Origin of the sequence: Actinomadura sp. NAK00032 (genome assembly GCF_013364275.1) — a bacterium.
Classification (GTDB): domain Bacteria; phylum Actinomycetota; class Actinomycetes; order Streptosporangiales; family Streptosporangiaceae; genus Spirillospora.
Genome location: NZ_CP054932.1, coordinates 5,932,097 through 5,954,035 on the forward strand (window position 1 = coordinate 5,932,097; position 21,939 = coordinate 5,954,035).

Consider the following 21,939-nt stretch of genomic DNA (forward strand, 5'->3'; position numbering starts at 1 on the left):
GTCCACGCACTCCCGCCGGTCAGTTGCCCGCTACCGAACACCCACCGCCATACGCCCGTCCTCAAATCGGGACGCTGACTCACAAATCCGACACATCCGGATAGGCGAGATTTGCAATATATACCATACCGGACGAAGAGGGCGCACAAAAGTCGCACGTTCAGAATTTGCGTGTGCTGATGTCGGAGGCGTGTTCCTTTTCGGCCGCACGGATCGACTGTTTGTCCAAGCGTGACCGTACGATTACTCGATAGTGGCCGATCGCACAGAGTCGGTGATCGGCACGGATCGTGTCCGACGCGATATCGGGAGGACGGTCGATGCCGAGCCCCTACGTCCGCCGCCGGCGACTGGCGGCCGAGATACGCAAACTCCGCGAGAGCCGCGGCCTCACCACCGATGGCCTGGCCCGCCTCATGTACTACAACCGCGCGAAGATCTCCCGGCTGGAGAACGCACAGGTCCGCCCGGACCTCGCCGAGATCATCAACATGCTCAACGCCCTTGAAATCACCGGCAGCCAGTACGACAAGTTCCTGAAGCTCGCCCATGAGGCCGCGCAGAAGGGATGGTGGGACAAGTACGGCGTCTCCATGGGACCGCGCCAGAAACTCTACGCCGACCTGGAGTACAACGCCGAGAACGTCCGTGCCTACAACCAGACCGCGATGCCAGCGGTCCTACAGGCCCCCGAGTTCATCGACGCGCTCGTCACCCTAGACCGATGCCGGGGCAAACTCGACTACGTCCCCGAGCGCATGGCCGAAGCCCGCATGCGGCGGCAACGCGAGATCCTCCGGCCAGACGGTCCCTCCTACGAGATCGTCTTGGACGAGTGCGTGATCCATCGGCTGGCCGTACCGCCTCGGGCCATGATCACACAGCTCCGGCACATGGTCGGCGTGGTCACGGCAGAGGAGCGGATCAGCGTCCGTGTGCTGCTGCACGACGCCCGAATTCCTGGCGGCTTCCTCGCGAAATCATCGTTCTACCTGTACAAGTTCCCCGAACCAGGCGACTCGCCATTGGCAGTGGTCGACACGGTCACCACCGATCTCCTACTGACCCAACACGGTGAAGTGGCGCGGTATACCGAGATGTACGACCGCGTCAGAGATGCCGCGCTCCCCCGCCAGGAGAGCATCGCCTTCCTCGAACGGGTAGCCAACCGGCTCACGGACCAGACAGGATCGGGTACATGACCAAGGACTTCCACAGGTGGCGCAAGTCACGCCAGAGCGAACCGAACGGCGAATGCATCGAAGCCGGCCGGGCCACTGACGGCACGATCGGCATCCGTGACACCAAGCTTCACAGCAATGGCCCTGTCCTGGAGTTCACCAAGGAGGAATGGCGGAACCTCCTCACCAACATCCGCACCGACTCCCTCTGATCCCTCCGGACCGTCACCAGCCTTGAGACGAGCCCCCCTCGCCTCAAGGCTGGTCGCATTCTCGTACTGAGACCCGTCCGCACTCACCCTTCGGTCCTTCTCCTGCGGACGATCGAGGGCGAAGCGTCAGAAGGTAAGGCGGCGTCTGGTCCCGCGATGCAGCCTCGCAAATCCGGTGGCGTTTACCGGCATCCCGGGCTCTTCGATTCTGACTTCTCTGGACGGATCGGACGCGCAAAGTACGCACGTGCAGAATTTGCACGTGGCGATATCGCGGAGGGCGGCCCAATTCGGCGCACGGATCGAGTGTTTGTCCGATACTCGATAGTGGCCGATCACGCAGAGTCGATGATCGGCACGGATCGTGTCCGACGCGATATCGGGAGGACGGTCGATGCCGAGCCCCTACGTCCGCCGCCGGCAACTGGCGGCCGAGATACGCAAACTCCGCGAGAGCCGCGGCCTCACCACCGATGGCCTGGCCCGCCTCATGTACTACAACCGCGCGAAGATCTCCCGCCTGGAGAACGCCGCCGTCCGCCCGGACGTCGGCGAGATCATCAACATGCTCGAAGCCCTCGAAGTCACCGGCAGCCAGTACGACAGGCTCTTCCAGCTCGCCCGAGAGGCCGCACAGAAGGGGTGGTGGGACAAGTACGGCGTCTCCATGGGCCCCCGCCAGAAGCTTTACGCCGACCTGGAGTACAACGCCGACACCGTCCGCGAGTACAACCAGACCGTGATGCCTGCCGTCCTACAGGCTCCCGAGTTCATCTCCGCGCTCGTCGACCTGGACGAGTGCCAGGGAAAGCTCGACTACGTTCCGGAACGCATGACCGAAGCCCGTATGCGGCGGCAGAGCGAACTGCTGCGGCCCGGCGGACCGTCCTACGAGACCGTCTTGGACGAGTGCGTGATCCACCGGTTGGCCGTACCGCCACAGGCGAAGGTCGCCCAGCTACGGCACATGATCGGAGTCGTCTCCGATGATGAGCGGATCACGGTCCGTGTACTCCGGCACGATGCCATCGTCCTGGGAGGCTTTCTCCCCAAGTCGGCGTTCTACCTCTACACCTTCGCGGAGTCAGGCGACTCGCCAATCGCGGTGATCGACACCGCCACCACTGATCTCGTCCTACCCCAGCGAAGCGAGGTGGCCCGCTACGAGGGAATCTACGATCGTCTCCGCGAGGCCGCCCTATCCCGCGAAGACAGCATGACCTTCCTGGATCGGGTAGCCAACAGGCTCGCCGACCAGACAGGATCGAGGACATGACCAAGAACTTCTACGGCTGGCGCAAGTCACGTCATAGCGAACCAAACGGTGGCTGCATCGAGGCCGGTCGGGCTGACGACGGCACGATCGGCGTCCGAGACACCAAGCTCAACGGCACCGGCCCCACTCTGGAATTCACCAGAGACGAGTGGCGTACCTTCGTCCGCAGGATCCGCGCGGACGGTCACTGACCTAGAGACATCATCGGCCTTGAGACGCCCCCTCCCGTCTCAAGGCCGCTGGCAATTCTAAAGCCCTCACACTCACCTGTCCGGGGGCGAGGCCCTTCTCTCGGGTGCGGATCGATGATCGTTTTGTGTGTCGGCGGCGTTCCTTGGCGTTGTCCTTGGGAAAACTCCGCCGCGATCTTCTTGTCGCCGTCGCCGACGGGTTTGAGTACCTCGTCCACAATTCCCTGGAGCAGCAGTTTTGGTATCGGCCCCGGCGGGTGTGGCCAACCTTGATGTTGGCGCTAAGGAATGCGAGGGACCGGCCCGGATACCAGCAATTCGAGCCAGAGAGAACTTTACGAACGCGGCAGCCATGGCGTTCAGGGCGACGCCGCAGACGCACCGTTCGACGACCTTGTGAATCGCTTAGCGGATCGCTTCCGGTGTCGCTTCCCCCGTCGCCGCTCCACACGGCCGCGTACTTCTTGGCGATGCGGCGCCCGCCAGCACCCAGGAAGTGTCCGGAGCCGCAGCCGAGGTCGCAGACGGTGATCTTCAGGAGGTCGTCGGGGTTTTCCGGACTTGGCATGCTCCTCGGTGATCGGGGCAAGAATGGTCTTGAGCCGGTCTTGTCTTGAGTTCGGTGAGGAAGCGAGTGGCCGACAGAAGGCGTTGGTTCGTGATGTCGCAGCCGCGCAGGAGGGCCTGCCGCCTGTGAAACCTCGTCGTGTCCTCGGTAAGACCATTACGGAGACCCTGCTCCGCGACCTCCTCATGGACGCCGTCCAGTACGGCGACCGTCCCGATGCGAGGGGCCGGGATGCATTAAGCCATCGTCATTCGGTCGGCGGCGGCCCTCCGAGAGCTGGCCGCCGAGCATCTCGCCGACGCCGACAGCGCGGACGAAGGCGCTACAAAATCGTCGACGTGCCCGCACGCCTCCGGGCCGGCGAACGGGCTCCGATCGTCGGCGATGCTGCAATGGCTGGTCGATTCCGAGGAGAGAGCGAAAGCTGGATCATCGCCCACCGGTTGCCCGCAATCAATCGGCGAATTCAAATGTCCACTAACCGTCGGCCCTTGTGACGCGGCACTCGTGCTCCGGGGCCGGCGTTCGAGAGTTACGCCGGATGGTATCGGGGTGCCGATAAGAGAACGATAACGCGTCCGAGTACTGTCCTTTCAGCAAGCACTCGACGCATATCGGGGAGGCACCATGAACATTCGCAGGGCAGCCGTTCGGGCCGCTGTGGCCGTCGGAGTCGCCGGGGCGGTTCTGTCGCCGGTCGGAAGCGCGTTCGCAGATGCGGCGGCTCCCGCGGCCGCTTCGAAGTACTACTACAACACCTGGATCACCGCGGACAGCTACCACTGGGTCGGGAACGGCCACCCCCACTGGTGGAAGACCGGAGGCAAGCTGTTCGCGGGCCGGAACTACTTCTACTGCCAGAACGACTGGGGCATCCGGCACACGGACAAGTACGGCAACACCAATACGTGGTGGGCCCAGACCGACGACGACAGCGGCAACCGGAAGGTGTGGGTGTCTGCCACCGTGTTCACCGTGGGTGGTCAGAACGAGCGCATTCCCGGCCTCCCCGATTGCTACTGATCGGGCTGCCCGGCCTCGGCGGAAGGTGCCGTTCTGCGCGCCTTCCGCCGAGGCGCGGCTACCGGGGTGGCGGCGGTTCGGCAAGGCCGTCGACGCCGCTGCAGGCAGGCCCGCCGGCTGGATGCGCGGGGTGTCGAGCAGCTCGCGGGTGGTGATGACCTCACCGGCGCTGCCGAGGGCAGTCGGTGTCGGCCACCGTGCGACGGCAGGCGACCAACCGGCTGAAGTCTTGCATGCCGGCGCGGCGTCAGTGTGCATTTTTGCTCGAACTATGGGTTGATTGAGTTCACATGTGCTCTACTTGGCGCCGTGACATCGCACAGTTGGACTCCACCCGCCGGGCTCCGCGGTGAGGCTCAGGTCATCCGGCTTTCGGCGAGCGCGCTGGACCAGGACGGGCGGCGCTGCCCCGCGCACGCCGCTCTCAAGGCCCGGCCCCAGCTCTGGCCGCGCGTCTACGAGAAGCGGCGGTACGCGCCATGGGAGACGTTTCCGCTGGGCCTGGTGCAGGCCGCACTGGACCTGGTCGAGTACCGGGACATGCCCGTTGAGGACGCCGTGGCCAGCGTTGTCAGCGGGAACCGGGCGACCGTTCATGCCGGTGTTGCGGTGTGGGTGGGGCATGCGTGCGACGCCTACCTTGAGGCCGCCGAGTGGATCGCGGACGACCTTGAAGAGCAGGACGTCGTGCTCGTTCCCGACCGGCTCCCCCGCATCGTCCAGTACGAGTCGGCGGCGGAGCGGCGGATGCTCACCGCGTGGGGGCGCTGGTACGCGTCGCCGGACGGCGGCGTCCGCGAGTTCCGGCGGCTCAGGATGGGGCGCGCGGGTGAGCGCGATGCCCCGTCCAATGACGCCCTGGCCTTCGTGGCGGCGGCGGGCCAGCGTGCCGAGGGGAACGTCTATCGGGACATGCCGGTCAGTGTCGTTCCCGACGAGCGCGAGGCCTCGCGAGTACGCGTGGTGGAGGTCGTCCTGGCCGCCGGGGTTCCGCCACGGGTCGTCATGGACGCGCCGCCCGCCGACATCCGCCGCGTCTACCGGGAGAAGACCCGGCACCTCGTCACAGGCATCGTCTTCGCCGACGTCCGCAAGCCGGGCTCCGATTGCGTCGGCTGCAAGGCGCGGTCGTCCTGCGACGCGCTGCCGCACGCTCCGGGGCTGCTGGGCATCGAGGGCGGCGGGACCCATCGCCGGACGTGGTCGGTCACCACTGGGCGTCAGTACCTCATCTGCCCGGCGCAGGCGCACCTGAGGGAGCTTCACTTGCCGGCGGCGGCGTGGTCCGATGGTTCGGCGGCGCGGCGCGGCCGGGCCGTCCACCGGTGGCTGGAGGCGGCGCACGGCCGGCGACCGGCGCGGGGGTGCGACCTCGCTGATCTTCCGAGCGCGGACGCGGGCGACCTCGGCCTGGCCGCGCAGGTGATGACGCCCGAGGAGTACCGGGAGGCTCGGCCTTACCTGGTCTCGCACCTTGCCGTCTGCCCCATGGCGGGCGCGGTCGGCGATGTCGTCGTGGAGCCGAACGTGGCGGCGTACGACCCGGCGGCGGAGGTTGTCGTCGTCGCCTACCCCGACCTTGTCCGCGAGGTGGGCGGGCGCGTCGTCTACCGGGAGCAGAAGACGACCCGGATGGCCGCGCCGGGCGGCGAGGCCGACGAGGTGTTCACGCGGGTGCCGCAGCTGGCGCTGGCCGTCCGGCTGATCGAGCACGGCGTGCTCGGCGGGGACGGGACCGGCGCCGTCGAGCTGGAGACGATGACGCCGGACGCAGCGGTGGTCCTGTCGTTCGACGCCGGGGACCCCGCCGTGCGGGAGGCCGCCGCGCGGGTGATCACGCGGATGGCGGCCAGGTGGCACGCCGACAGCGTGTTCCGTCCCGATCCGGGGCCGTGGTGCGGGACCTGCCCGGTCGCCCAGTGGTGCCCCGACCGCGCGCCGAGCGACCCGAAGGCGCCGATCGTCGTGGACGGCGTGCGCATCGACCCCCGCACCGGAGAGGTCCTGAGCGCGTCCGGTCCGGTGAGCGACCGCGCCGAAGCGGTGTCCGACGACATCGCCGATCCGGAGGCGGACGATGATCCACCCCCGTTCTGAGGAGGCCCGCCGACGGTGAGCCCGGTGGGCGGTGCCGCACCGGTGGCGGCTGCCCGGGTGTGAGGTTCCGTGGTTGTCCGGAGGCGGACGGGGCGTTGTACGCGGTTCAATTATTCCGGGTGCGGGGCGCTTCTAGGATGTTCGGACCTGACGCGGGGTCAGGTGGGGTGAAAGGGCGGTGCAGGGGTGGCCCAGCTGGCCATTGCGAATTCGTTCATGCCGCAGTACGCCAAGCTCGAGCCGAAGGTGCGCAAGGGTGTGGAGGCGGCCATCGGGAAGTTCGCGGAGCACAGGCATGCGGGGCTGCATCTGGAGAAGCTCAACAATGCCAAGGATCCGCGGATCCGGACGATCCGGATCGACCAGTTCTGGCGCGGGGTGGTGCTGGCGCCCGAGACGGGGGACGTCTACTGCCTGCTGGCCGTGAAGGCGCATGACGAGGCCATCGCGTGGGCGCGGAGCAGGAGGTTCTCGGTCAACCAGGCGATCGGCGTGCTGGAGGTGCGCGACCAGGTCGCGCTGGAGGAGTTGTCGCCGGCACTGGAGCAGGCCGCGGAGGGGAAGGTCTTCCGGCTGCTCGGGCACGTGTTCGAGAAGGACCTGGTGCGGCTCGGAGTGGACAAGGACGTGCTCCCCCTCGTCCGGTTGCTGACGGAGGACGCGCATCTGCTGGCCCTGGAGAAGCTGCTGCCGGAGCCGCAGTACATGGCACTGCTGGCGCTGGCACAGGGCATGAGCGTCCAGCAGGCGTGGGACGAGGTCGCGAAGTACCTGCCGGCCGAGGAGAAGCCCGCGGCGGTCGACCCGGACGACCTCGTGACGGCGATGCGGCGGACACCGGGGCAGGTCGTGTTCGTCAATGGGCCCGAGGAACTGCGCGACATTCTCGAGCATCCCTTCGACACGTGGCGCATTTTTCTGCATCCCGTGCAGCGCCGCGTCGCGCTCCGGCCTTCTTACAGCGGGCCGGTTCAGGTTACGGGCGGTGCCGGCACCGGGAAGACCGTGACGGCGTTGCATCGGGCGAAGTTCCTCGCGGGCAAGGGCGGGCGCGTCCTGCTGACGACGTTCACGCGGAATCTCTCGGAGGCGCTGGAGAAGCAGCTCGATCTGCTCGTCGATGACGCCGGGGTGCGCGAGCGGATCCAGGTGAAGAACGTGGATGCGCTTTCGTACTCGATCGTCGGGCGGCATCACAAGCCCGGTATCGCGAGTGCGGATGTGCTGGAGCCGCTGTGGGAGGAGGCGGCGGAGGGGACGCCGTTCTCGCCGACGTTCCTGGAGCGGGAATGGGAGCAGATCGTCCTGGCGCAGGGGCTGGAGAGCGAGGAGGAGTATCTCGCGTGCACGCGGGCGGGGCGCGGGGTGCCGCTGGGGAAGGCGCAGCGGGCGGTGGTGTGGCGGGCGATCGGGCATGTGGTGGACGGGCTGGCCGCGGAGGGCAAGTCGACGTTCCACCAGCTGGCCAACGAGGCCGCCGAGCTGGTGGACGGCCCCGAGTACGACCATGTGGTCATCGACGAGGCGCAGGACATCCATACGGCGCAGTGGCGGCTGCTGCGGCGGCTCGTCACGGTGGGGCCCGATGACCTGTTCATCGTCGGGGACCCGCACCAGCGCATCTACGACAGCCACGTGTCGCTGACCAGCCTCGGCATCAACGTCCGGGGCCGGAGCACGAAGCTGAAGATCAACTATCGGACGACGCAGGAGATCCTCGCGTGGTCGGTGCCGCTGCTCGGGCACGCGCCGGCGCAGGGGCTCGACGATTCGGCCGACACGCTGGACGGGTACCGGTCGCCGATGCACGGGCGGCGGCCCGTGGTGAAGGCGTATCCGGACATGGACGCCGAACTGGACGGGCTCGTCGAGCAGGTGCGGGCCTGGCTGGACGCCGATGTGGAGGCGGGCGCGATCGGGGTCGCGGCGCGGTACGTGTGGGTGGCGCGCAAGGCGGCCAAGAGGCTGAAGGAGGCCGGCGTCACCGCCTACCAGGTGCCCAGCAAGACGCCGGGTGTGCAGGTCGGGTCGATGCACAAGATGAAGGGGCTGGAGTTCCGGTGCATCGCCGTCATCGGGGCCGATGACAAGTCGCTGCCGTCGGCGAAGGCCGTCACGCCGGAGGGCGAGGACCCGAAGGCGCATGCGCAGGACGTCCAGAAGGAGCGGTGCCTGCTGTTCGTGGCGTCCACGCGCGCGCGGGACCACCTGTACGTGTCGTACTCGGGATCGCCTAGCCCGTTCCTGCCTGGCTGAGGTCGTGCAGGAGGGCCTGTAGGCCGACGGCCTGCGGGTGGTCGTCGCCGTACAGACCCGTGAGGTCGGCCAGGAGATCGGTGAGGTCCTTGCGGGCTTCGCCGGTGCGGCCCGCGGCCAGTTCGAGGCGGGCTATGCGTTCGCGGACGCGCAGTGTGAGGGGGTCGTAGGGGCTGCCGGGCGTGAGGTCGTCCAGGAGTTCGCGAAGGTGGGTCAGGGCCGTGCCGGTGGCGCCGAGGTGGGCCTGGCTGACGGCCTCCTGCTCGCGGCATTTCAGGACGTCGGGGTCGTCAGGTCCGGAGACCTCGGACAGGGTGACGGCGGCTGCGCGGTAGGCGTGGATGGCGCGGCGGTAGTCGCCGCCCTGGAAGAGGGCTTCGGCGAGGTCCAGGCGGAGGCCCATGTACTCGGGGTCGTCGTCGCCCAGGGCGAGTCGGGCGGGTTCGGTCAGGCCGGACAGGAGTTCGGCCGCCTGCGTGTAGCGGCCCGCGTCGGCCAGGTCGCCTGCTTCCGCGCGCGCTTGGACGACTTCGTCGAAGGTCGGGAGTTCGACCGGTTCTGGCGGTTCGGTGGGTTCTTCGGGGCGGGTGGTCTGGGTTCTGCCGGTGAGGCGGATGCGGCTGACGGCCGTCGCGTAAAGGTGCTGTGGGGCGATCGTGTCGACGATCCCTGGCAGCGGCTCCAGGGACGAGACGAATTCCAGGAGACGGTGGTACACCTCGTCGGCGTTGGCTGGACGGTCTGCCGGTTGCTTCGCGAGGAGTTGCAGGACGAGGGCGTCCAGTGCGGGCGGGACGGCCGGGTTGAGTGCTCTCGGTGGGGTCGGGGCCTCGTCTTCATGGCGGCGCAGCACCTCGTAGGGGGTGACGCCCGGGAAGACCTGGCGACCGGTGAGCATCTCGTAGAGGACGCAGCCGAGGGAGTACAGGTCGCTCTGCGGGCCTGGGCTGCCGTACACCTGCTCCATGGACGTGTAGCCCGGCGTGTAGGGGGCGCCTAGGCCGGTGGTGGTGCGGCGTACGTCGCCCGGCCCGAGACCCACTGCGGCACCGAAATCGAGGACCTTCATCGATCCGTCCGGGCACAGCATCAGGTTGCTGGGTTTGAGGTCGCGGTGGACGAGCGGACGGCGGTGCGCGACGTTCAGCACCGCGCACACCTGGGCGGCGATGAGTGACGCCCAGGAGACGGAGAGCCTCTCCTCGGCGTCGAGGACGTGGTCGACCGTCGTGCCCTCGACGTACTGCATGACCAGGTAGAAGCAGCCCTCGTGGCTGCCGAAGTCGTAGACGGTGGGGACGCCGGGGTGCTCGAACCACGCCGTGCTGCGGGCCTCCTGCTCGAACCGGCCGACGAGGGACTCGTCCGAGACGCGGGTGAACTTGACGGCCAGGCGCCGGTCGAGGAAGCGGTCGTAGGCGCGCCACACCTCGCCCATCCCGCCGCGCCCGATCGCCTGATCGAGCTCGTACCGCTCGCGTTCTCCGAGGAGATCGCCCCGCCGCAACGCCCACCTCCACTGGCCCGTCCAGGCAGGGTACCGGCGGCGGGCGCGGGGACGCACCGGCAGCGAACGCGGCCACCCATCGGCGGCGGGCGCGGGGACGTACCGGCGTCAGCCGGACGGGCGGAGGGCGCCGGCGCCGAGGCCTTCGAGGCCGAGGCGCAGCACGTCGGCGCCGAGGCGGTGGGTGTCGCGGAGGGCGGCCTCCAGGTCGGTGAGCCTGCGGAACGCCCGCCCGAGTTCGGCCTGCTCGTCCAGGGTGAGGCGGGGCAGGCGGGCGCGGCGGACGTCGAAGCGGGCGGAGGAGGTCGAGCTGCGCAGCCGGGCGCCCTGCGCGCCGAGCAGCAGCCAGCCGGCGACGAAGTCGGGGTCGGTGCGGGACGGGTCGGCGCGCACGAGGGCGAGCCCGGGGCCGAGTACCGGGCCCTCCTCGGTGATGACGCGGGCCACGGGATGGCGTGCCGACAGCGAGACGACGACGTCGCCGGGGGCCACCTCGGCGTGGTCGGGGTCGGGGGCGGCCGTCCCCGAGGGCTGGCGCCCCAGGGCGATGTCGTCCAGGGTCAGGACGGGCACGTCTCCTTCGCCCATCCGCACCTTGGCGGGGGGACGGAGTATCTCCGCCACGCCCGCTTTGGCCAGCTCACCGATGGTGGTCATGGGGACGTCGGCGCGCGCGCGAGCCTGCGTTAGGGACGACAGTTCGGCGACCACGCGCGGTAGTTCGGCGGCCTGCTCCTCCAGGCGTTCGCGGGCGGCGACGAACGAGCCTTCGGCTGCGGGCGCGCTGCGCTGCGGGAGGTAGCGGGCTGGGGTGAGATCGACCTCGTCGTCCAGCAGGTCGATGATGCGCACCACGACGCTGGAGTCCGTCCCGGGGGCCTTGCCCTTCGCGTAGCGGCGCCAGGCGTCCAGGGCGGTTCGCCGGAAGTTGTCCGGGTCCGATGATGTGTCGACCATCAGGACGTCGTCGGCGGGTGTGTCGCCAGGGGCCGGACGGCGGAGAACCCACACGGCCAGCGCGACGGCCATGTTCGGCACCGCGCCCGGGGGCAGGCCGATGACGGCCCTGAGCGTCCCGCGGCGGAGCAGTTCGGAGCGGACGCGGCGCCCCGATCGGCGTACCGCCACAGCCGGCGGCAGGAGCATGACGACGTGCCCGCCCGGCTCGACATGGGCGAGGCCGTGCTGGAGCCACGCGAGTTCTGACTCCATGCGCGGCGGCAGGCCGTACTCCCAGCGCGGGTCGCCCGTGAGCTGCTCGTAGCCCCAGCCGCGGTCGTTGAAGGGCGGGTTGGAGACGACGAGGTCGACCGTCCGCCCGGGGAAGGCGTCGGCGAGGAGCGAGTCGCCGGGGCAGACCTCGGCGGGCGCGCCGCGCAGCGCGAGCTGGATCGCGGACATGCGCGCGGTCGTGTCGTCGATCTCCTGGCCGAGGAGCCGCTCGACGTCCTTGAACAGCGCGTGGGCGGCCTTCAGGTAGGCGCCCGTCCCGCAGGAGGGGTCGAGGACGGTGCGCGCGGGCCCGCCGAGTTCGAGCATCAGCCGGACGACCGGTTCCGGCGTCACGTACACGCGGCGGCTGTGGTGCTCCAGGTAGCGGGTGCGCAGGAACTCGAAGGTCTCCGCGACGCCGAGCTCGTCGACGAGCGGGGCGAGGGCGCGGACGAGCGGGACGGGCGACGCCGGCGCGACGCCGGCGGGCGCGCGGACGGCGCCGGGCAGCGCGTGCGCGATCTCGTCGGGCAGGACGCGCGCGATCTCCTCGTCCGGGGCGTCCGACAGCTCCGCCCAGCGGCCGGGGCGCGCGCGCAGCTGGAGCAGGAACGCGCCGGCGAAGGTGAGGACGTCGGCGAGGTCCATGCCCTCGGAGGCGGCCGCGCGGAGCGTCTGCCAGACGCGTTCGCGGACGGGCGAGTCGGAGAGTTTGCCCTGGCCGCGCAGCCAGTCCTCCACCTCGGTCAGGGAGAACGTCGGGCTGACCGCCGTCCCGCCGACGGGCTGGGGGAAGTCGTCATGCCGGCGGCGCCAGTTGCTCACGGCCGCGCGCCCCACCGCGGCCAGGCGGGCGATGTCCGCCGCGGTCACCGTCGCGTCGTTCGGCACCAGCGCTCCCTTCAGCCGACGTTCAGGATCGGCATCACCCTAGTGCCTACCACGCCGGTTGATCTGATTCACGTCGACGGCGCCGACATTATCCGATCTCACACATGCGCGTTTCACTTTGCAGGTTGATTGTATTCACAGAGCTTCGTATGGTTTGCTGTGTACAGCCGATCCGGTGGAGACGCCGGAGGGTTTCCCCCTTCCCCCTGGTCAGAGAGCGGAGCTGATGACCCGTGCCCGTCCCGACGATGCCGCTGCACGAGTTCGACGAGGCGCAGGAGCGGATGCCGGCGAGCCTCGCCGGCCGTACCCAGCGGTTACGCGCCTGCGCGACACGGGCCCCGATGTGCGCCTGCTGCGGGGTCGCCCGCCGGCTGCTGTGGCTGTGCTTCGCCGCCGTCCGGCACGGCGACGAGCAGATCGCGGCGATGCTCGCCGGCGAGGCGGAGCACTACGCCGAGACGGGCGGGCACCACCCGAACTGCCCGTACCCGCCGCCGCGCCCGGCGCGCACCGTGCGGCGCCCGGCGCAGGGCCGGGTGCCCGGCTGGTCCGGCGCCGCCGGCCGCCCGCTCGTCGCCGCGACCGACGCGAGCTGGAAGCGCGGCACCTGCGGGCTCGGCTACGTCGCCGACGACGGCCGGTGGGGCATGCGCGGCTGGACGTTCGGCCCGCAGGACCCGACCGGCCCCAGCCGGGTACTGGTCAGCGAGCTGCGCGCCGTCGGGCTCCTGCTCGACCGCGTCGGGGACGGCCCGGAGCTGACGCTGCTCGTCGACAGCCTGACCGCGCTCCGCTTCCTGCGGGCGTGGCGGCGCGGCGACACCGGCCTGCTGCCGGACGGCTACGACCTGCGGCCGCGCCGCTGCGGACCGCCGTCCCTCGTCCGGCTGGCCGCCCGCGTCGCCGGCCGCCCGAACCTGCGGTTCGCGCACGTCAAGGGCCACTCCGGCCATCCGCTGAACGAGACCGCCGACTCGCTCGCCTCCATCGCCCGCCGCAACGCCACCGACCCCTTCGACTTCACCGCCCGCGCCGAGGGCCTCGTCGACGCCTTCCTGCGCGCCTGGCACGACACCGCCGACACCGCCGACACCGCCGACACCGGGCTCGCCGCCTGAACCTCCTGGAGAACGACGTGAACCCCAACCAGCCCCACGGCCGGCGCCCGGCCCCGCCCGTTCCGCCGGTCCCGCCGGTCCCGCCGGCCATGCCGCCCTTCGCCGTCCCGCCGCCGCGCAAGCGCGGCAACGGATGCCTCATCGCGGTCATCGGCACCGCGGCGGGGCTGTTCATGATGGTGTCCTGCGTGGCGGTGGTGGCCAGTTCGTCCGAGCCGTCCACCCCGGCGGGGACGCGGCCGGAGGCCGCCGGAGGAACGGCGACGGCCGACGAGAAGCCGGAGAAGAAGCAGCAGGCGGCGAAGAAGCCGACCCGGGAGAAGAAGGTGACGAACGGGATCGGCCGCCAGTACCGGGACGGGAAGTTCGGCTTCACGGTCACCAAGGTGAAGAAGGGCGTACGGAAGGTCGGCGACCAGTGGTTCGGCGACACCGCCCAGGGCCAGTTCGTCATCGTCTCCGTGACCGTCAAGAACATCGGCGACAGGTCGCGGACGTTCACCCACCACAACCAGACGCTCGTCGACACCAAGGGCCGCGAGTTCGAGGCCGACCCCGAGGCGTCGCTGTGGACCGACAAGGACAACAAGTCCTTCCTCCAGCAGATCAACCCGGGCAACTCCGTCAAGGGCCGGCTCATCTTCGACGTCCCGCGCGGCACCAGGCTCAAGGCCATCGAACTGCACGACTCGATGTGGTCCGGCGGCGTCACCGTCCCCCTCGGCGACCGCTGACCGGGCCCGGAGCGCGGCATGCGCCCGTGTGCTAACTTGCTCATATGACCAACTTGGCCGATCGACCAACTTCGCCGCGCGGGGACCGCCGCCGGCAGCAGCTGGTGCGGGCGGGGATCGCCCTGCTGGGCCGGGAGGGGTGGCCCGGAGTCTCCACGCGCGCCGTGGCCGAGCAGGCGGGCACCAACCCCGGCCTGATCCACTACCACTTCGGCGGGCTGGCGGGGTTGCACGCGGAGGTCTTCCGGCAGGCCACGGACCTCGTCCTCGGGCCCATGCTCGCCGAACTCCTGTCGGCGCCGGACGAGCGGGCGGCGCTGGAGACCATGCGGAGCATGCTGGCCCGGACCCCGGCCGACGAGCAGTCGACCAGGCTGGCCGCCGAATTGATCGTGGGCGCGATGCGCGATCCCGCCCTGGGCGCGGTGCTGCGCGACGAGCTCCGCCGAGCCCGCGCGCAGATCGCGGGCCGCCTCCGGGAGTTGCATCCCGGGTGGCCGCGATCCCGGCCGGCCGGGGTGGCCGCGCTGATCGCCGCGTCGATCGACGGGCTGATGCTGCACTACATGATCGACGGCGAGCTCCCGGTCGGCGACGCCCTGACCGCGGTGGAGGAACTGCTGGAGGGGGAGGCATGAGGGTCCTCATCAACGGAGGCGGAGTCGCCGGGCTCACGCTGGCGTTCTGGCTGCGGCGCCACGGGATCGAGCCGGTGGTCGTGGAACGTGCCGCGCACGGCCGCCTGGGCGGGTACGGCATCGACTTCTTCGGCACCGGGTACGACGTCGCGGCCCGCATGGGCATCGTCGACCGGCTGGCGCCGCACCGGCTGCCGGTCGACTCCGTCGACTTCGTCGACGCCGCCGGCCGCCCCGGTGCCCGGCTGACGGCACCGCTCCTGGACAAGGTCATCCAGGGGCCGCATCTCGCGCTGATGCACACCACCCTCGAAGGCGCGCTGCTGGACGCCGTCGAAGGCGACGTGGAGATCCGCTTCGGGGAGACCGTCACCGCCGTGCGCGACACCGGCTCGGCGGTCGAGGCGGAGTTCGCGGGCGGCACCACCGAGCGCTTCGACCTGCTGGTGGGCGCGGACGGGATCCACTCCCGGACGCGGGAGCTGGCCTTCGGGCCGGAGCCGGAGTTCGCCCGGTACCTCGGCTGCCGACTGGCGTGCTTCCCGGTCGCCGACCGGTACGACTGGGGGCGGGCGAGGGTCCACTACACCGAGCCCGGCCGGCAGGTGGTGGTCTACCCCACCGGCCGCACGGGCGAGTTGATCGCCCTGTTCCTGTTCAGGTCGTCGCACACCGGCAACGTGCCGCGCGCCGAACGCCCCGGCCTGCTCCGCTCGACGTTCGGCGGCATGGGCTGGCTCACGCCCTCGCTCCTGGCCGAGGCGCCCGCCGACGAGCCGATCTTCATGGACACGATGACCCAGATCGTGATGCCCGCCTGGCATCGCGGCCGGGTGGCGCTGGTCGGCGACGCGTGCGGCTGCATGACCATGGTCTCGGCGCAGGGCGTGTCCATGGCGATGGCGGGCGCCTACGTCCTCGCCGAGGAGCTGGCGCGCCACGGCGACCACGTCGGCGCGTTCACCCGCTACCAGGAGCGGGTGCGCGCGGAGGTGGCCCACCGCCAGCGCAACGCGCAGATGTTCATCCGGACCCTGGTGCCCGGCACCAGGCCCGGCCTGGTCGCGCAGAGCCTCATACAGCGCCTGATCATGCGCGAGGCCTTCGCGCCGTTGCTGCGCCGCCAGTTCGGCGCGAGCAGCTTCCTGCCCCCGCAGAACCCCGAACCCCGCCAAGGAGTGATTCATGGAGATCGTTGAGAGGCCCGCTCCACCGACCGGCCTGCGCCGCCGGCTGTGGCGGTTGCCGATCAGGTTGTACCGGATGGGGCTGGGGCCGCTGCTGGGCCGCCGCATCATGCTGCTCACGCACACCGGCCGCGTCTCCGGCCTGCCGCGGCAGGTCGTCATCGAGGTCGTCCAGAAGGAGGAGGACGGCTATGTGGCGGCCTCCGGATTCGGCCCCCGGGCGGACTGGTACCGCAACGTCATGGCCACCCCCGAGGTCACCATCCAGGTCGCCGGGACGAGGACCCAGGCGACGGCCGCCCCGATCGCGACCGACGAGGGCGCCGAGATCATGGCCCGGTACGCCGTCCGCCACCCGTCCGCCGCACGGCGGCTGTGCAAGCTCATGGGCTTCGCCGTCGACGGCAGCACCGAGGACTACCGCGAGGTCGGACGGCACATCCCCTTCGTGCGGTTCACGAAGCGCCCGGCCGCTGCGGCCTGAACGGCTCCGCCGGCCCCTCCCCCGCACGCGGCGCGGTCGGGCCGTCAGGTCTGTCCGGCGCCGTCCAGGCGCAGGGAGATCGCGGCGTGCAGGAGGTCGAGGAACGGCCTGGTCGAGGCATAGGGCGGGGTGGAGGTCAGCTCGTGCCGGACGGTGGCCAGATCGTCCCGGGTCATGGCCGTCAGGCGGCGTGTCGCGGTTTCCATGATCGCGTCCGAGTGGCCGGAGACCAGGTTGAGCTCGTCGTCGTCCCCGGGGTCGCCGGCCACCGCGACCAGGCCGCAGTCGGAGTGCCAGCCGAGGACCCGCCCGAAGGACCTGCCGGCTTGCGCCGGGCGCGCGAGGTCCGAGACGAGAGCGCCCGCGTCGACGAGCCGGCGGCCGATGACGACCTCGTCACGCGGGCGGAGCATGATGAGCGCGCCCGGGTAGGCCATGGGGTGGTGGAAGGCCCGCCGCAGCAGCCGGCCCTCCACGTGCCAGACGCGCAGGCCGTCCTCGCCGACGCCGATCACCTGGTCGGCGTCGCGGAAGACGGCCAGGACGACGTGCGAGGGGAGCTCGTCCGAGCGGGCGACCGGAGCGCCGTCGGGATCCGTGACCATCAGGTGGCCGCCGCGTCCGGACTCGCCGTACCAGGCCATCCGGCCGCTGATCGGATCCCCGGCGAGGGGTGTCCAGTCCGCCCCGAAGGGCAGGGAGTGGTGCGCGACGACGTCGCCGTGCGCGTCGTGCAGGCGCAGCCGAGCCGAGTCCACGGTGACGAAACCCGCGCCATGGCCCATGATCGGCCCGGACGACCGGTGCAGTTCGTTCCACCCGCGGTCGTCGAGCCGGTACAGCCCTCCCCGCGCCGGCTCCTTGTAGCAGATGGCCTCACCGGTGTCCAGGAGGGTCCCGCCGCCGCCAATGACGTACCCGGGCGGCGTCGTCCCGCTGCGATGGTCGCTGACCTCGCCCTTGAGCAGTGCGTAGCTCACCAGCTCGGAAGGGCCCCCGCGCGTCCGGTAGAGGTCCTCGCACCAGGCGACGAGCCGGCGGCCGTCCGGGCTGATGGCTCCGAGCCCCGTGAACCAGGTGCTCTGCTCGTCGTACCCCGGGCTCCGCAACGTGCCGCCGGTGAGGCGGACCAGCCCGTCGAGGACGGCGGGGTCCTGACCGGCCAGCAGGTCGAAGAGCGGGCCGCCGCCTCGTCCGGCCGGTTCCGGCACGGCGGCGGCCGCCTTCACCGCGGCGGCCAGCGGGAGGGCGTCCAGCATCCGGCACAGGTGCGACCACTCCCCTCGCGCGGCGAGGGCGTCCACGAGCTTCGCCGCCTGGGAGCGGGGCACCCGCTCGGGGGCGAGGAACGCCAGGCGGCCCGAGTCGAGCAGGGCCTCGTTCACGCGGACGCGCAGGCGGTCGTCGAGGTGCGCGTGGGCGGCGGCCAGGCGGGTGCCGTCGGGGTCCAGCTCGGCGAAGCGGGCGTGTTCCCCGGCCAGGAGGCGGAAGGCCGCCCGGCGCGCCGGGTCGGCGGGTTCCAGGCCGCGGTCCAGGCAGTGCCGCGCCACCGCGGCGTCCCGCATGGCCGCATCGCACATCAGCTCGCGGTCACCGCCGGCCAGGACGCGGTCGCGGGCGATCATCTTCATCGGATGGTCGCCGAGTCTTTTCAGGGAAGAATCGTTGTAGAACCCCAGTGCTTCGAGCAGCGCCGCCCGGATGTCCGGTTCGGTGTCATCGGCCTGGCCCAGCACCACCCGGCCCATTCCGTGGGCGAAGCCGTGCCACTGCTTCTCGGTGGGCGGCACGCCGAGCTTCGTCAGGAGGCGGAGCAGCCAGGGGTCCGGGTGGAAGAACCAGGTCCACCACAACTCGTCTATCGCGGCGGAATCCCCGTTCCCGGCCGCCCGTGCCGTGCCGGACAGCCGCAGCCTCCGCCACCAGCCCATCGCGCGCTCCGTAACCGCCCCCGGCGGTCGGCGCCGAGAGGCATGGGACGGGAGACCCCCATCCGATCACCGCGGCACAGGGCGGTCAATGCCGCAGGGCACGTCCTTCGGCGGGGCGCGGGGAGGCCGGGCCGCGGGCGGTTCGCGGGATCTTCCAGAGGCGAATCGTCCCGTCCCTGCCCACCGAGACGAGCGTTCGCCCGCCTCCGGAGCCCGGACCGGCCGCCGCGGCGGAGCCTCCCTCTCTGATGGCCAGCGCCTCGATGTCGCCGTTGTGGCCGGTGAACGGAGGAATGTCGACCGGGTCGTCCAGGTCCCGCACGTTGATGGTGTTCGTCTCATCGGTACGGGAAGCACTCGTGTAGGCCATGATGGAGTCGCGAAAGGCCACTTCGACCGGGCATCCGCCGCCCTCCGGCGGTACGGAGCCCGCCGGGAAATCCATTTCTCCTCCCCGGGGGACGAGTTCGAACTTCCCGTGTGCGGCCTTGCCGATGTCCCATCGCCGGATCTTGATGACGATGTCGCCCCTGACGTCGGCCATGCAGTACCCGCCGACGAGCCCGCGGCCATCGGAGGACAGCGCCAGCAGCCGTCGCACGTTCGCCGTTCCGGCCGCCAAGGCCTCGCCCATCGCGGCGACGGACTCCTCGGTCAGAATGCCCCTTCCGGTCCTCACGTCCAGCACGTTGGACTCTGTCGCGAGCCTGGTGCCGTCCTCGCTGAAGGAGACCACGCCCTCGCCGACGGACACTCCGCCCTCGGTACCCCGCTCCCCTATCTTCCACAGGGTCGACGCCGAAATGACCCGGTCGCCGCGGGGACCGAAGACCAGCGGCCCGCTGCCCGCCGAAACCGTCTTCTTCTTTCCGTGCCCGTCCAGGATCAGATACGCTTCGCCCCCGCCGTCGTCGACCGCGACCATATTCCCGTCGGGCGATACCGCCAGCTTGGTCGCCCAGACGTCGCCCATGTCCTTCATGCTCACCCGATAGCGCTCTTTCCGGCGCGCGACGTCCCACACGATTATCGTTTCGTCGCCTCTCAGAAAGGCGATGAAGTCACCGTTCCGGCTGATCGCCGCAAGCTCGTACGGCCCGGTGGGGACGGTGGACATCGAGGTGTCATCGGCCGTCGGGGCCGAGATCAGCGCCACCACCGCCAGCCCGGCCACCGTGAGCGCCGACCACCGGCGCCGCGGCATCGCCCTGGCGCGCGGAGCCACCCCCTGGCTGTTGTTGAGCAGCCACTCCTGCAGACGCGCGTGCTGGAACTGGTAGGCGGGGCCGGCCTGGCGGACCACACCCCGCCGCACGGCGTCCTCCAGGAACTCCAGCATCCGCAGCGGGAACCGGCCCTGCGCGGCCAGCCACAGCCGCGCCAGTGCCAGCCTCGGCCAGGCCCGGTTGAGCAGGACCAGGATCGCGAAGACCACGCCGGGCAGCAGGCCGAAGAAGATGACGGTCTGACCCGTCGTGAGCCCGGACTCGAATCCGTCGGCGGTCGCCGACAGCAGCACCCGGGGCGCGGGCTCGCCGGACCAGCCGGACAGCGCGCTCATGGTGTACCAGGCCAGAACGGCTCCGGCGGTGAGCCCCGCCATCGAGAGCGAGGCGACGACCGCGCCCGAGACGGCGGCGCCGACCAGCGCCGACCAGCGGTCCCGGCGGAGCACTTCGACCGGGCCCGACCGCTCCGAACGGCTCGACGGGGAGTCGAGCCAGTGCTGCACCGCGATCGCGCAGGCGATGACCGCCCCGAGGCCGAACATCGCCATCACGGCCGTCACGTAGTCATCGAACGTATGCGCGGTCCAGTTACTGCGGAAGGTGTTGACGAGGGCGAGACCGATCAGCACCGGAAGGCTGGGCAGCAGGGTCAGTGTGACGCCGGTGGCGAAGCCCTTCCGCAGGCGCTCCCCCGAGCCTCGCCACGACCGCGGGAGGCGCCCCGGCATCCGGGTCCCTCCGGCGTACCAGACGATCATCGCCAGCACGGCGCAGACACCGGAGAAGACCGCGCTCATCGCGAGGAAGTCCCCGCTGCCGCCCGAGTCGTCCTCGAACGCCGGCGACAACACCCCCATCACCATCATCATCACGGTGCCGACCGTCCACGCGACGATGAAGCCGGCCCAGACCGAGACCAGCCGCCTGCTGACCATCCACCACACGAACTCGCGTTCGCGATACGTGTGCAGGTATTCGGCCAGGAAGGTCAGGTAACGGCGGGCGGTGGCGGCGTCCCAGGGCCCGCTCGGCTCCGCGGGCGGCGTGCCCGAGTCCGGAGCCGGCGGCAGGTAGGCCGCTTCGAGCGCCCGCCCGATCAGGAACTCCTCCAGGCCGGTCCGGCTGTCGGCACTGGTCAGCAACTCGGCCGGATCCCCGCCCCGGCGCCGGTAGATGCGGCAGACCAGCGACACCATCAGCGGGGTGGACAGGGTCGCCGAGACCACGTCGTCCTCGGGCGCGGACCGCAGATGCCCGTACACCGGCGCCCAGTCGGTCCCGGACGGCCAGCGGACGTGGTCGAGGTAGTCGACGACGTCCGCCGTCGCCACCGGCGCGACCTCGACCACCGCCGCCCGGCGGAGCGGTGCCGCACCGTCCGCGATGACGTCGGTGAACTCGGCCAGCCGGCAGGTGACCACCACCGGCCGGTCGTGCCGCACCGCCGCGTTGATCTGGTCGACGGCCTTGCGGCGCGCCTGCTCGGAGACCTCGTCCAGTCCGTCGACGATCGGCAGTATCAGCCCGTGCGACAGCAGCCGCCGCGCGTTGCGCTGGTCCCCGAAGAGCACGCCCAGGTGGCGGGCGATCCAGTCGTCCATCGACTCGGTCACCGGATCCCAGGTCGAGGCGGGCAGGAGCACCGGCACCCGGTCGCCGCCGTCGCGGCCCCGCGTCTCCAGCAGCCCGAGGGCCAGCAGCAGGGCCAGGACGCTCTTCCCGCTGCCGGGCGCGCCCAGCACCACCAGCCGCCGGTCGGTGCGGACGTCGCCGTACTCGGCCGCGAGGCCGCGCACGGCCGCGCCGAAACCGCCCTCCATCCGGCCGTCCAGCCGCAGCCGCGTCCGCCGGCCGCGCCGGCCGAACAGGGCGGGGTCCCCCAGCCCGGCGTCGGCCGCGGTCCAGGACAGCGGCAGGACCCGGTCGTCGCGCAGGCCGCGCTCGGCCGCCTCTTCCAGCCACTGCTCCCGCAGCGTCATCGCGAGGTCGTCGGCCATCTGGCCCGGGGAGAGCTCGGGCGTCCGCTGCCCCTGCTGGTACGTCGCGACCGCGACCACCAGGCCCGCCAGCCCCATGAACAGCGTCACCACTTCGGTGGTCTTCCCGCCCACCAGCAGCGCGGCCCCGCAGGGCGGAGCGACGAGAAGAAAGGTGAGGAGGCCCCATTGCGTCCGCCGTCGGCGCCAGAAAGACATATCGCC

At 70.7% G+C, this 21,939-nt stretch carries 16 protein-coding genes; 12 read left to right on the forward strand and 4 right to left on the reverse strand.

All coding sequences use genetic code 11. The features are described 5' to 3' along the window. Nucleotides 1-320 precede the first annotated feature (320 nt). The 7 genes from HUT06_RS27550 (at nt 321) to HUT06_RS27580 (ending at nt 8,804) form a co-directional block, all read left to right on the forward strand. On the forward strand, nt 321-1,202 hold the full coding sequence (locus tag HUT06_RS27550) for a helix-turn-helix transcriptional regulator (protein ID WP_176198367.1): 882 nt from the start codon (nt 321-323) through the stop codon (nt 1,200-1,202). After that, complete coding sequence (locus HUT06_RS27555) at nt 1,199-1,393, forward strand: DUF397 domain-containing protein (RefSeq protein WP_176198368.1); 195 nt, start codon at nt 1,199-1,201, stop codon at nt 1,391-1,393. The genes HUT06_RS27550 and HUT06_RS27555 overlap by 4 nt, the downstream gene beginning before the upstream one ends. Before the next feature lie 394 nt (nt 1,394-1,787). Further along, a complete protein-coding gene (locus tag HUT06_RS27560; RefSeq protein ID WP_176198369.1) occupies nt 1,788-2,669 on the forward strand; it encodes a helix-turn-helix transcriptional regulator in 882 nt (293 codons plus the stop codon). After that, nucleotides 2,666-2,860, forward strand: a complete 195-nt coding sequence (locus HUT06_RS27565; protein WP_176198370.1) for a DUF397 domain-containing protein — start codon at nt 2,666-2,668, stop codon at nt 2,858-2,860. Before HUT06_RS27560 ends, HUT06_RS27565 begins: the two co-directional genes overlap by 4 nt. Before the next feature lie 1,195 nt (nt 2,861-4,055). Next, nucleotides 4,056-4,451 carry a hypothetical protein gene (locus HUT06_RS27570; RefSeq protein ID WP_176198371.1) on the forward strand — a complete coding sequence of 132 codons (396 nt, stop codon included), beginning with the start codon at nt 4,056-4,058 and terminating at the stop codon, nt 4,449-4,451. 309 nt (nt 4,452-4,760) lie between these two features. Next, nucleotides 4,761-6,548 carry a PD-(D/E)XK nuclease family protein gene (locus HUT06_RS27575; RefSeq protein ID WP_176198372.1) on the forward strand — a complete coding sequence of 596 codons (1,788 nt, stop codon included), beginning with the start codon at nt 4,761-4,763 and terminating at the stop codon, nt 6,546-6,548. A gap of 186 nt (nt 6,549-6,734) precedes the next feature. Beyond that, nucleotides 6,735-8,804 carry a UvrD-helicase domain-containing protein gene (locus HUT06_RS27580; RefSeq protein ID WP_176198373.1) on the forward strand — a complete coding sequence of 690 codons (2,070 nt, stop codon included), beginning with the start codon at nt 6,735-6,737 and terminating at the stop codon, nt 8,802-8,804. Here the strand turns inward: HUT06_RS27580 and HUT06_RS27585 are convergent. Together HUT06_RS27585 and HUT06_RS27590 are read right to left on the reverse strand one after the other, a co-directional pair. Next, the gene (locus tag HUT06_RS27585; protein ID WP_217711486.1) at nt 8,782-10,311 is read right to left on the reverse strand and encodes a serine/threonine-protein kinase; all 1,530 of its coding nucleotides are present in this window, start codon (nt 10,309-10,311) and stop codon (nt 8,782-8,784) included. The genes HUT06_RS27580 and HUT06_RS27585 overlap by 23 nt on opposite strands. Before the next feature lie 108 nt (nt 10,312-10,419). Continuing rightward, on the reverse strand, nt 10,420-12,414 hold the full coding sequence (locus HUT06_RS27590) for an N-6 DNA methylase (RefSeq protein WP_217711487.1): 1,995 nt from the start codon (nt 12,412-12,414) through the stop codon (nt 10,420-10,422). Nucleotides 12,415-12,647: 233 nt separating this feature from the next. On the opposite strand from HUT06_RS27590, the gene HUT06_RS27595 reads away from it, so the two are divergent. The 5 genes from HUT06_RS27595 to HUT06_RS27615 are packed head-to-tail and all read left to right on the forward strand — an operon-like array spanning nt 12,648 to nt 16,578. After that, nucleotides 12,648-13,535: an RNase H family protein gene (locus tag HUT06_RS27595; RefSeq protein ID WP_176198374.1), complete on the forward strand. Its 888-nt coding sequence runs from the start codon at nt 12,648-12,650 to the stop codon at nt 13,533-13,535. Nucleotides 13,536-13,552: 17 nt separating this feature from the next. Next, the gene (locus HUT06_RS27600) at nt 13,553-14,269 is read left to right on the forward strand and encodes a DUF4352 domain-containing protein (RefSeq protein WP_176198375.1); all 717 of its coding nucleotides are present in this window, start codon (nt 13,553-13,555) and stop codon (nt 14,267-14,269) included. 44 nt (nt 14,270-14,313) lie between these two features. Beyond that, on the forward strand, nt 14,314-14,907 hold the full coding sequence (locus tag HUT06_RS27605; protein ID WP_176198376.1) for a TetR/AcrR family transcriptional regulator: 594 nt from the start codon (nt 14,314-14,316) through the stop codon (nt 14,905-14,907). Next, nucleotides 14,904-16,106, forward strand: coding sequence for an FAD-dependent monooxygenase (locus tag HUT06_RS27610; RefSeq protein ID WP_176198377.1), 1,203 nt, complete (start codon nt 14,904-14,906; stop codon nt 16,104-16,106). The genes HUT06_RS27605 and HUT06_RS27610 overlap by 4 nt, the downstream gene beginning before the upstream one ends. Continuing rightward, the gene (locus HUT06_RS27615; RefSeq protein WP_176198378.1) at nt 16,093-16,578 is read left to right on the forward strand and encodes a nitroreductase family deazaflavin-dependent oxidoreductase; all 486 of its coding nucleotides are present in this window, start codon (nt 16,093-16,095) and stop codon (nt 16,576-16,578) included. Before HUT06_RS27610 ends, HUT06_RS27615 begins: the two co-directional genes overlap by 14 nt. 44 nt (nt 16,579-16,622) lie before the next feature. Here HUT06_RS27615 and HUT06_RS27620 read toward each other — a convergent pair whose 3' ends face one another. Together HUT06_RS27620 and HUT06_RS27625 are read right to left on the reverse strand one after the other, a co-directional pair. Beyond that, nucleotides 16,623-18,509, reverse strand: coding sequence for a hypothetical protein (locus HUT06_RS27620; RefSeq protein WP_176198379.1), 1,887 nt, complete (start codon nt 18,507-18,509; stop codon nt 16,623-16,625). Nucleotides 18,510-18,594: 85 nt separating this feature from the next. Then, a complete protein-coding gene (locus tag HUT06_RS27625) occupies nt 18,595-21,933 on the reverse strand; it encodes a WD40 repeat domain-containing protein (RefSeq protein WP_176198380.1) in 3,339 nt (1,112 codons plus the stop codon). Nucleotides 21,934-21,939 lie beyond the last annotated feature (6 nt).

What these genes read in the sequence shown, in the direction of transcription:
- HUT06_RS27550 (WP_176198367.1), top strand. Translation starts at nt 321, where the DNA reads ATGCCGAGCCCCTACGTCCGCCGCCGGCGACTGGCGGCCGAGATACGC.
- HUT06_RS27610 (WP_176198377.1), top strand. Translation starts at nt 14,904, where the DNA reads ATGAGGGTCCTCATCAACGGAGGCGGAGTCGCCGGGCTCACGCTGGCG.
- HUT06_RS27560 (WP_176198369.1), top strand. Translation starts at nt 1,788, where the DNA reads ATGCCGAGCCCCTACGTCCGCCGCCGGCAACTGGCGGCCGAGATACGC.
- HUT06_RS27565 (WP_176198370.1), top strand. Translation starts at nt 2,666, where the DNA reads ATGACCAAGAACTTCTACGGCTGGCGCAAGTCACGTCATAGCGAACCA.
- HUT06_RS27570 (WP_176198371.1), top strand. Translation starts at nt 4,056, where the DNA reads ATGAACATTCGCAGGGCAGCCGTTCGGGCCGCTGTGGCCGTCGGAGTC.
- HUT06_RS27605 (WP_176198376.1), top strand. Translation starts at nt 14,314, where the DNA reads ATGACCAACTTGGCCGATCGACCAACTTCGCCGCGCGGGGACCGCCGC.
- HUT06_RS27615 (WP_176198378.1), top strand. Translation starts at nt 16,093, where the DNA reads ATGGAGATCGTTGAGAGGCCCGCTCCACCGACCGGCCTGCGCCGCCGG.
- HUT06_RS27620 (WP_176198379.1), bottom strand. Translation starts at nt 18,509, where the DNA reads ATGGGCTGGTGGCGGAGGCTGCGGCTGTCCGGCACGGCACGGGCGGCC.
- HUT06_RS27555 (WP_176198368.1), top strand. Translation starts at nt 1,199, where the DNA reads ATGACCAAGGACTTCCACAGGTGGCGCAAGTCACGCCAGAGCGAACCG.
- HUT06_RS27625 (WP_176198380.1), bottom strand. Translation starts at nt 21,933, where the DNA reads ATGTCTTTCTGGCGCCGACGGCGGACGCAATGGGGCCTCCTCACCTTT.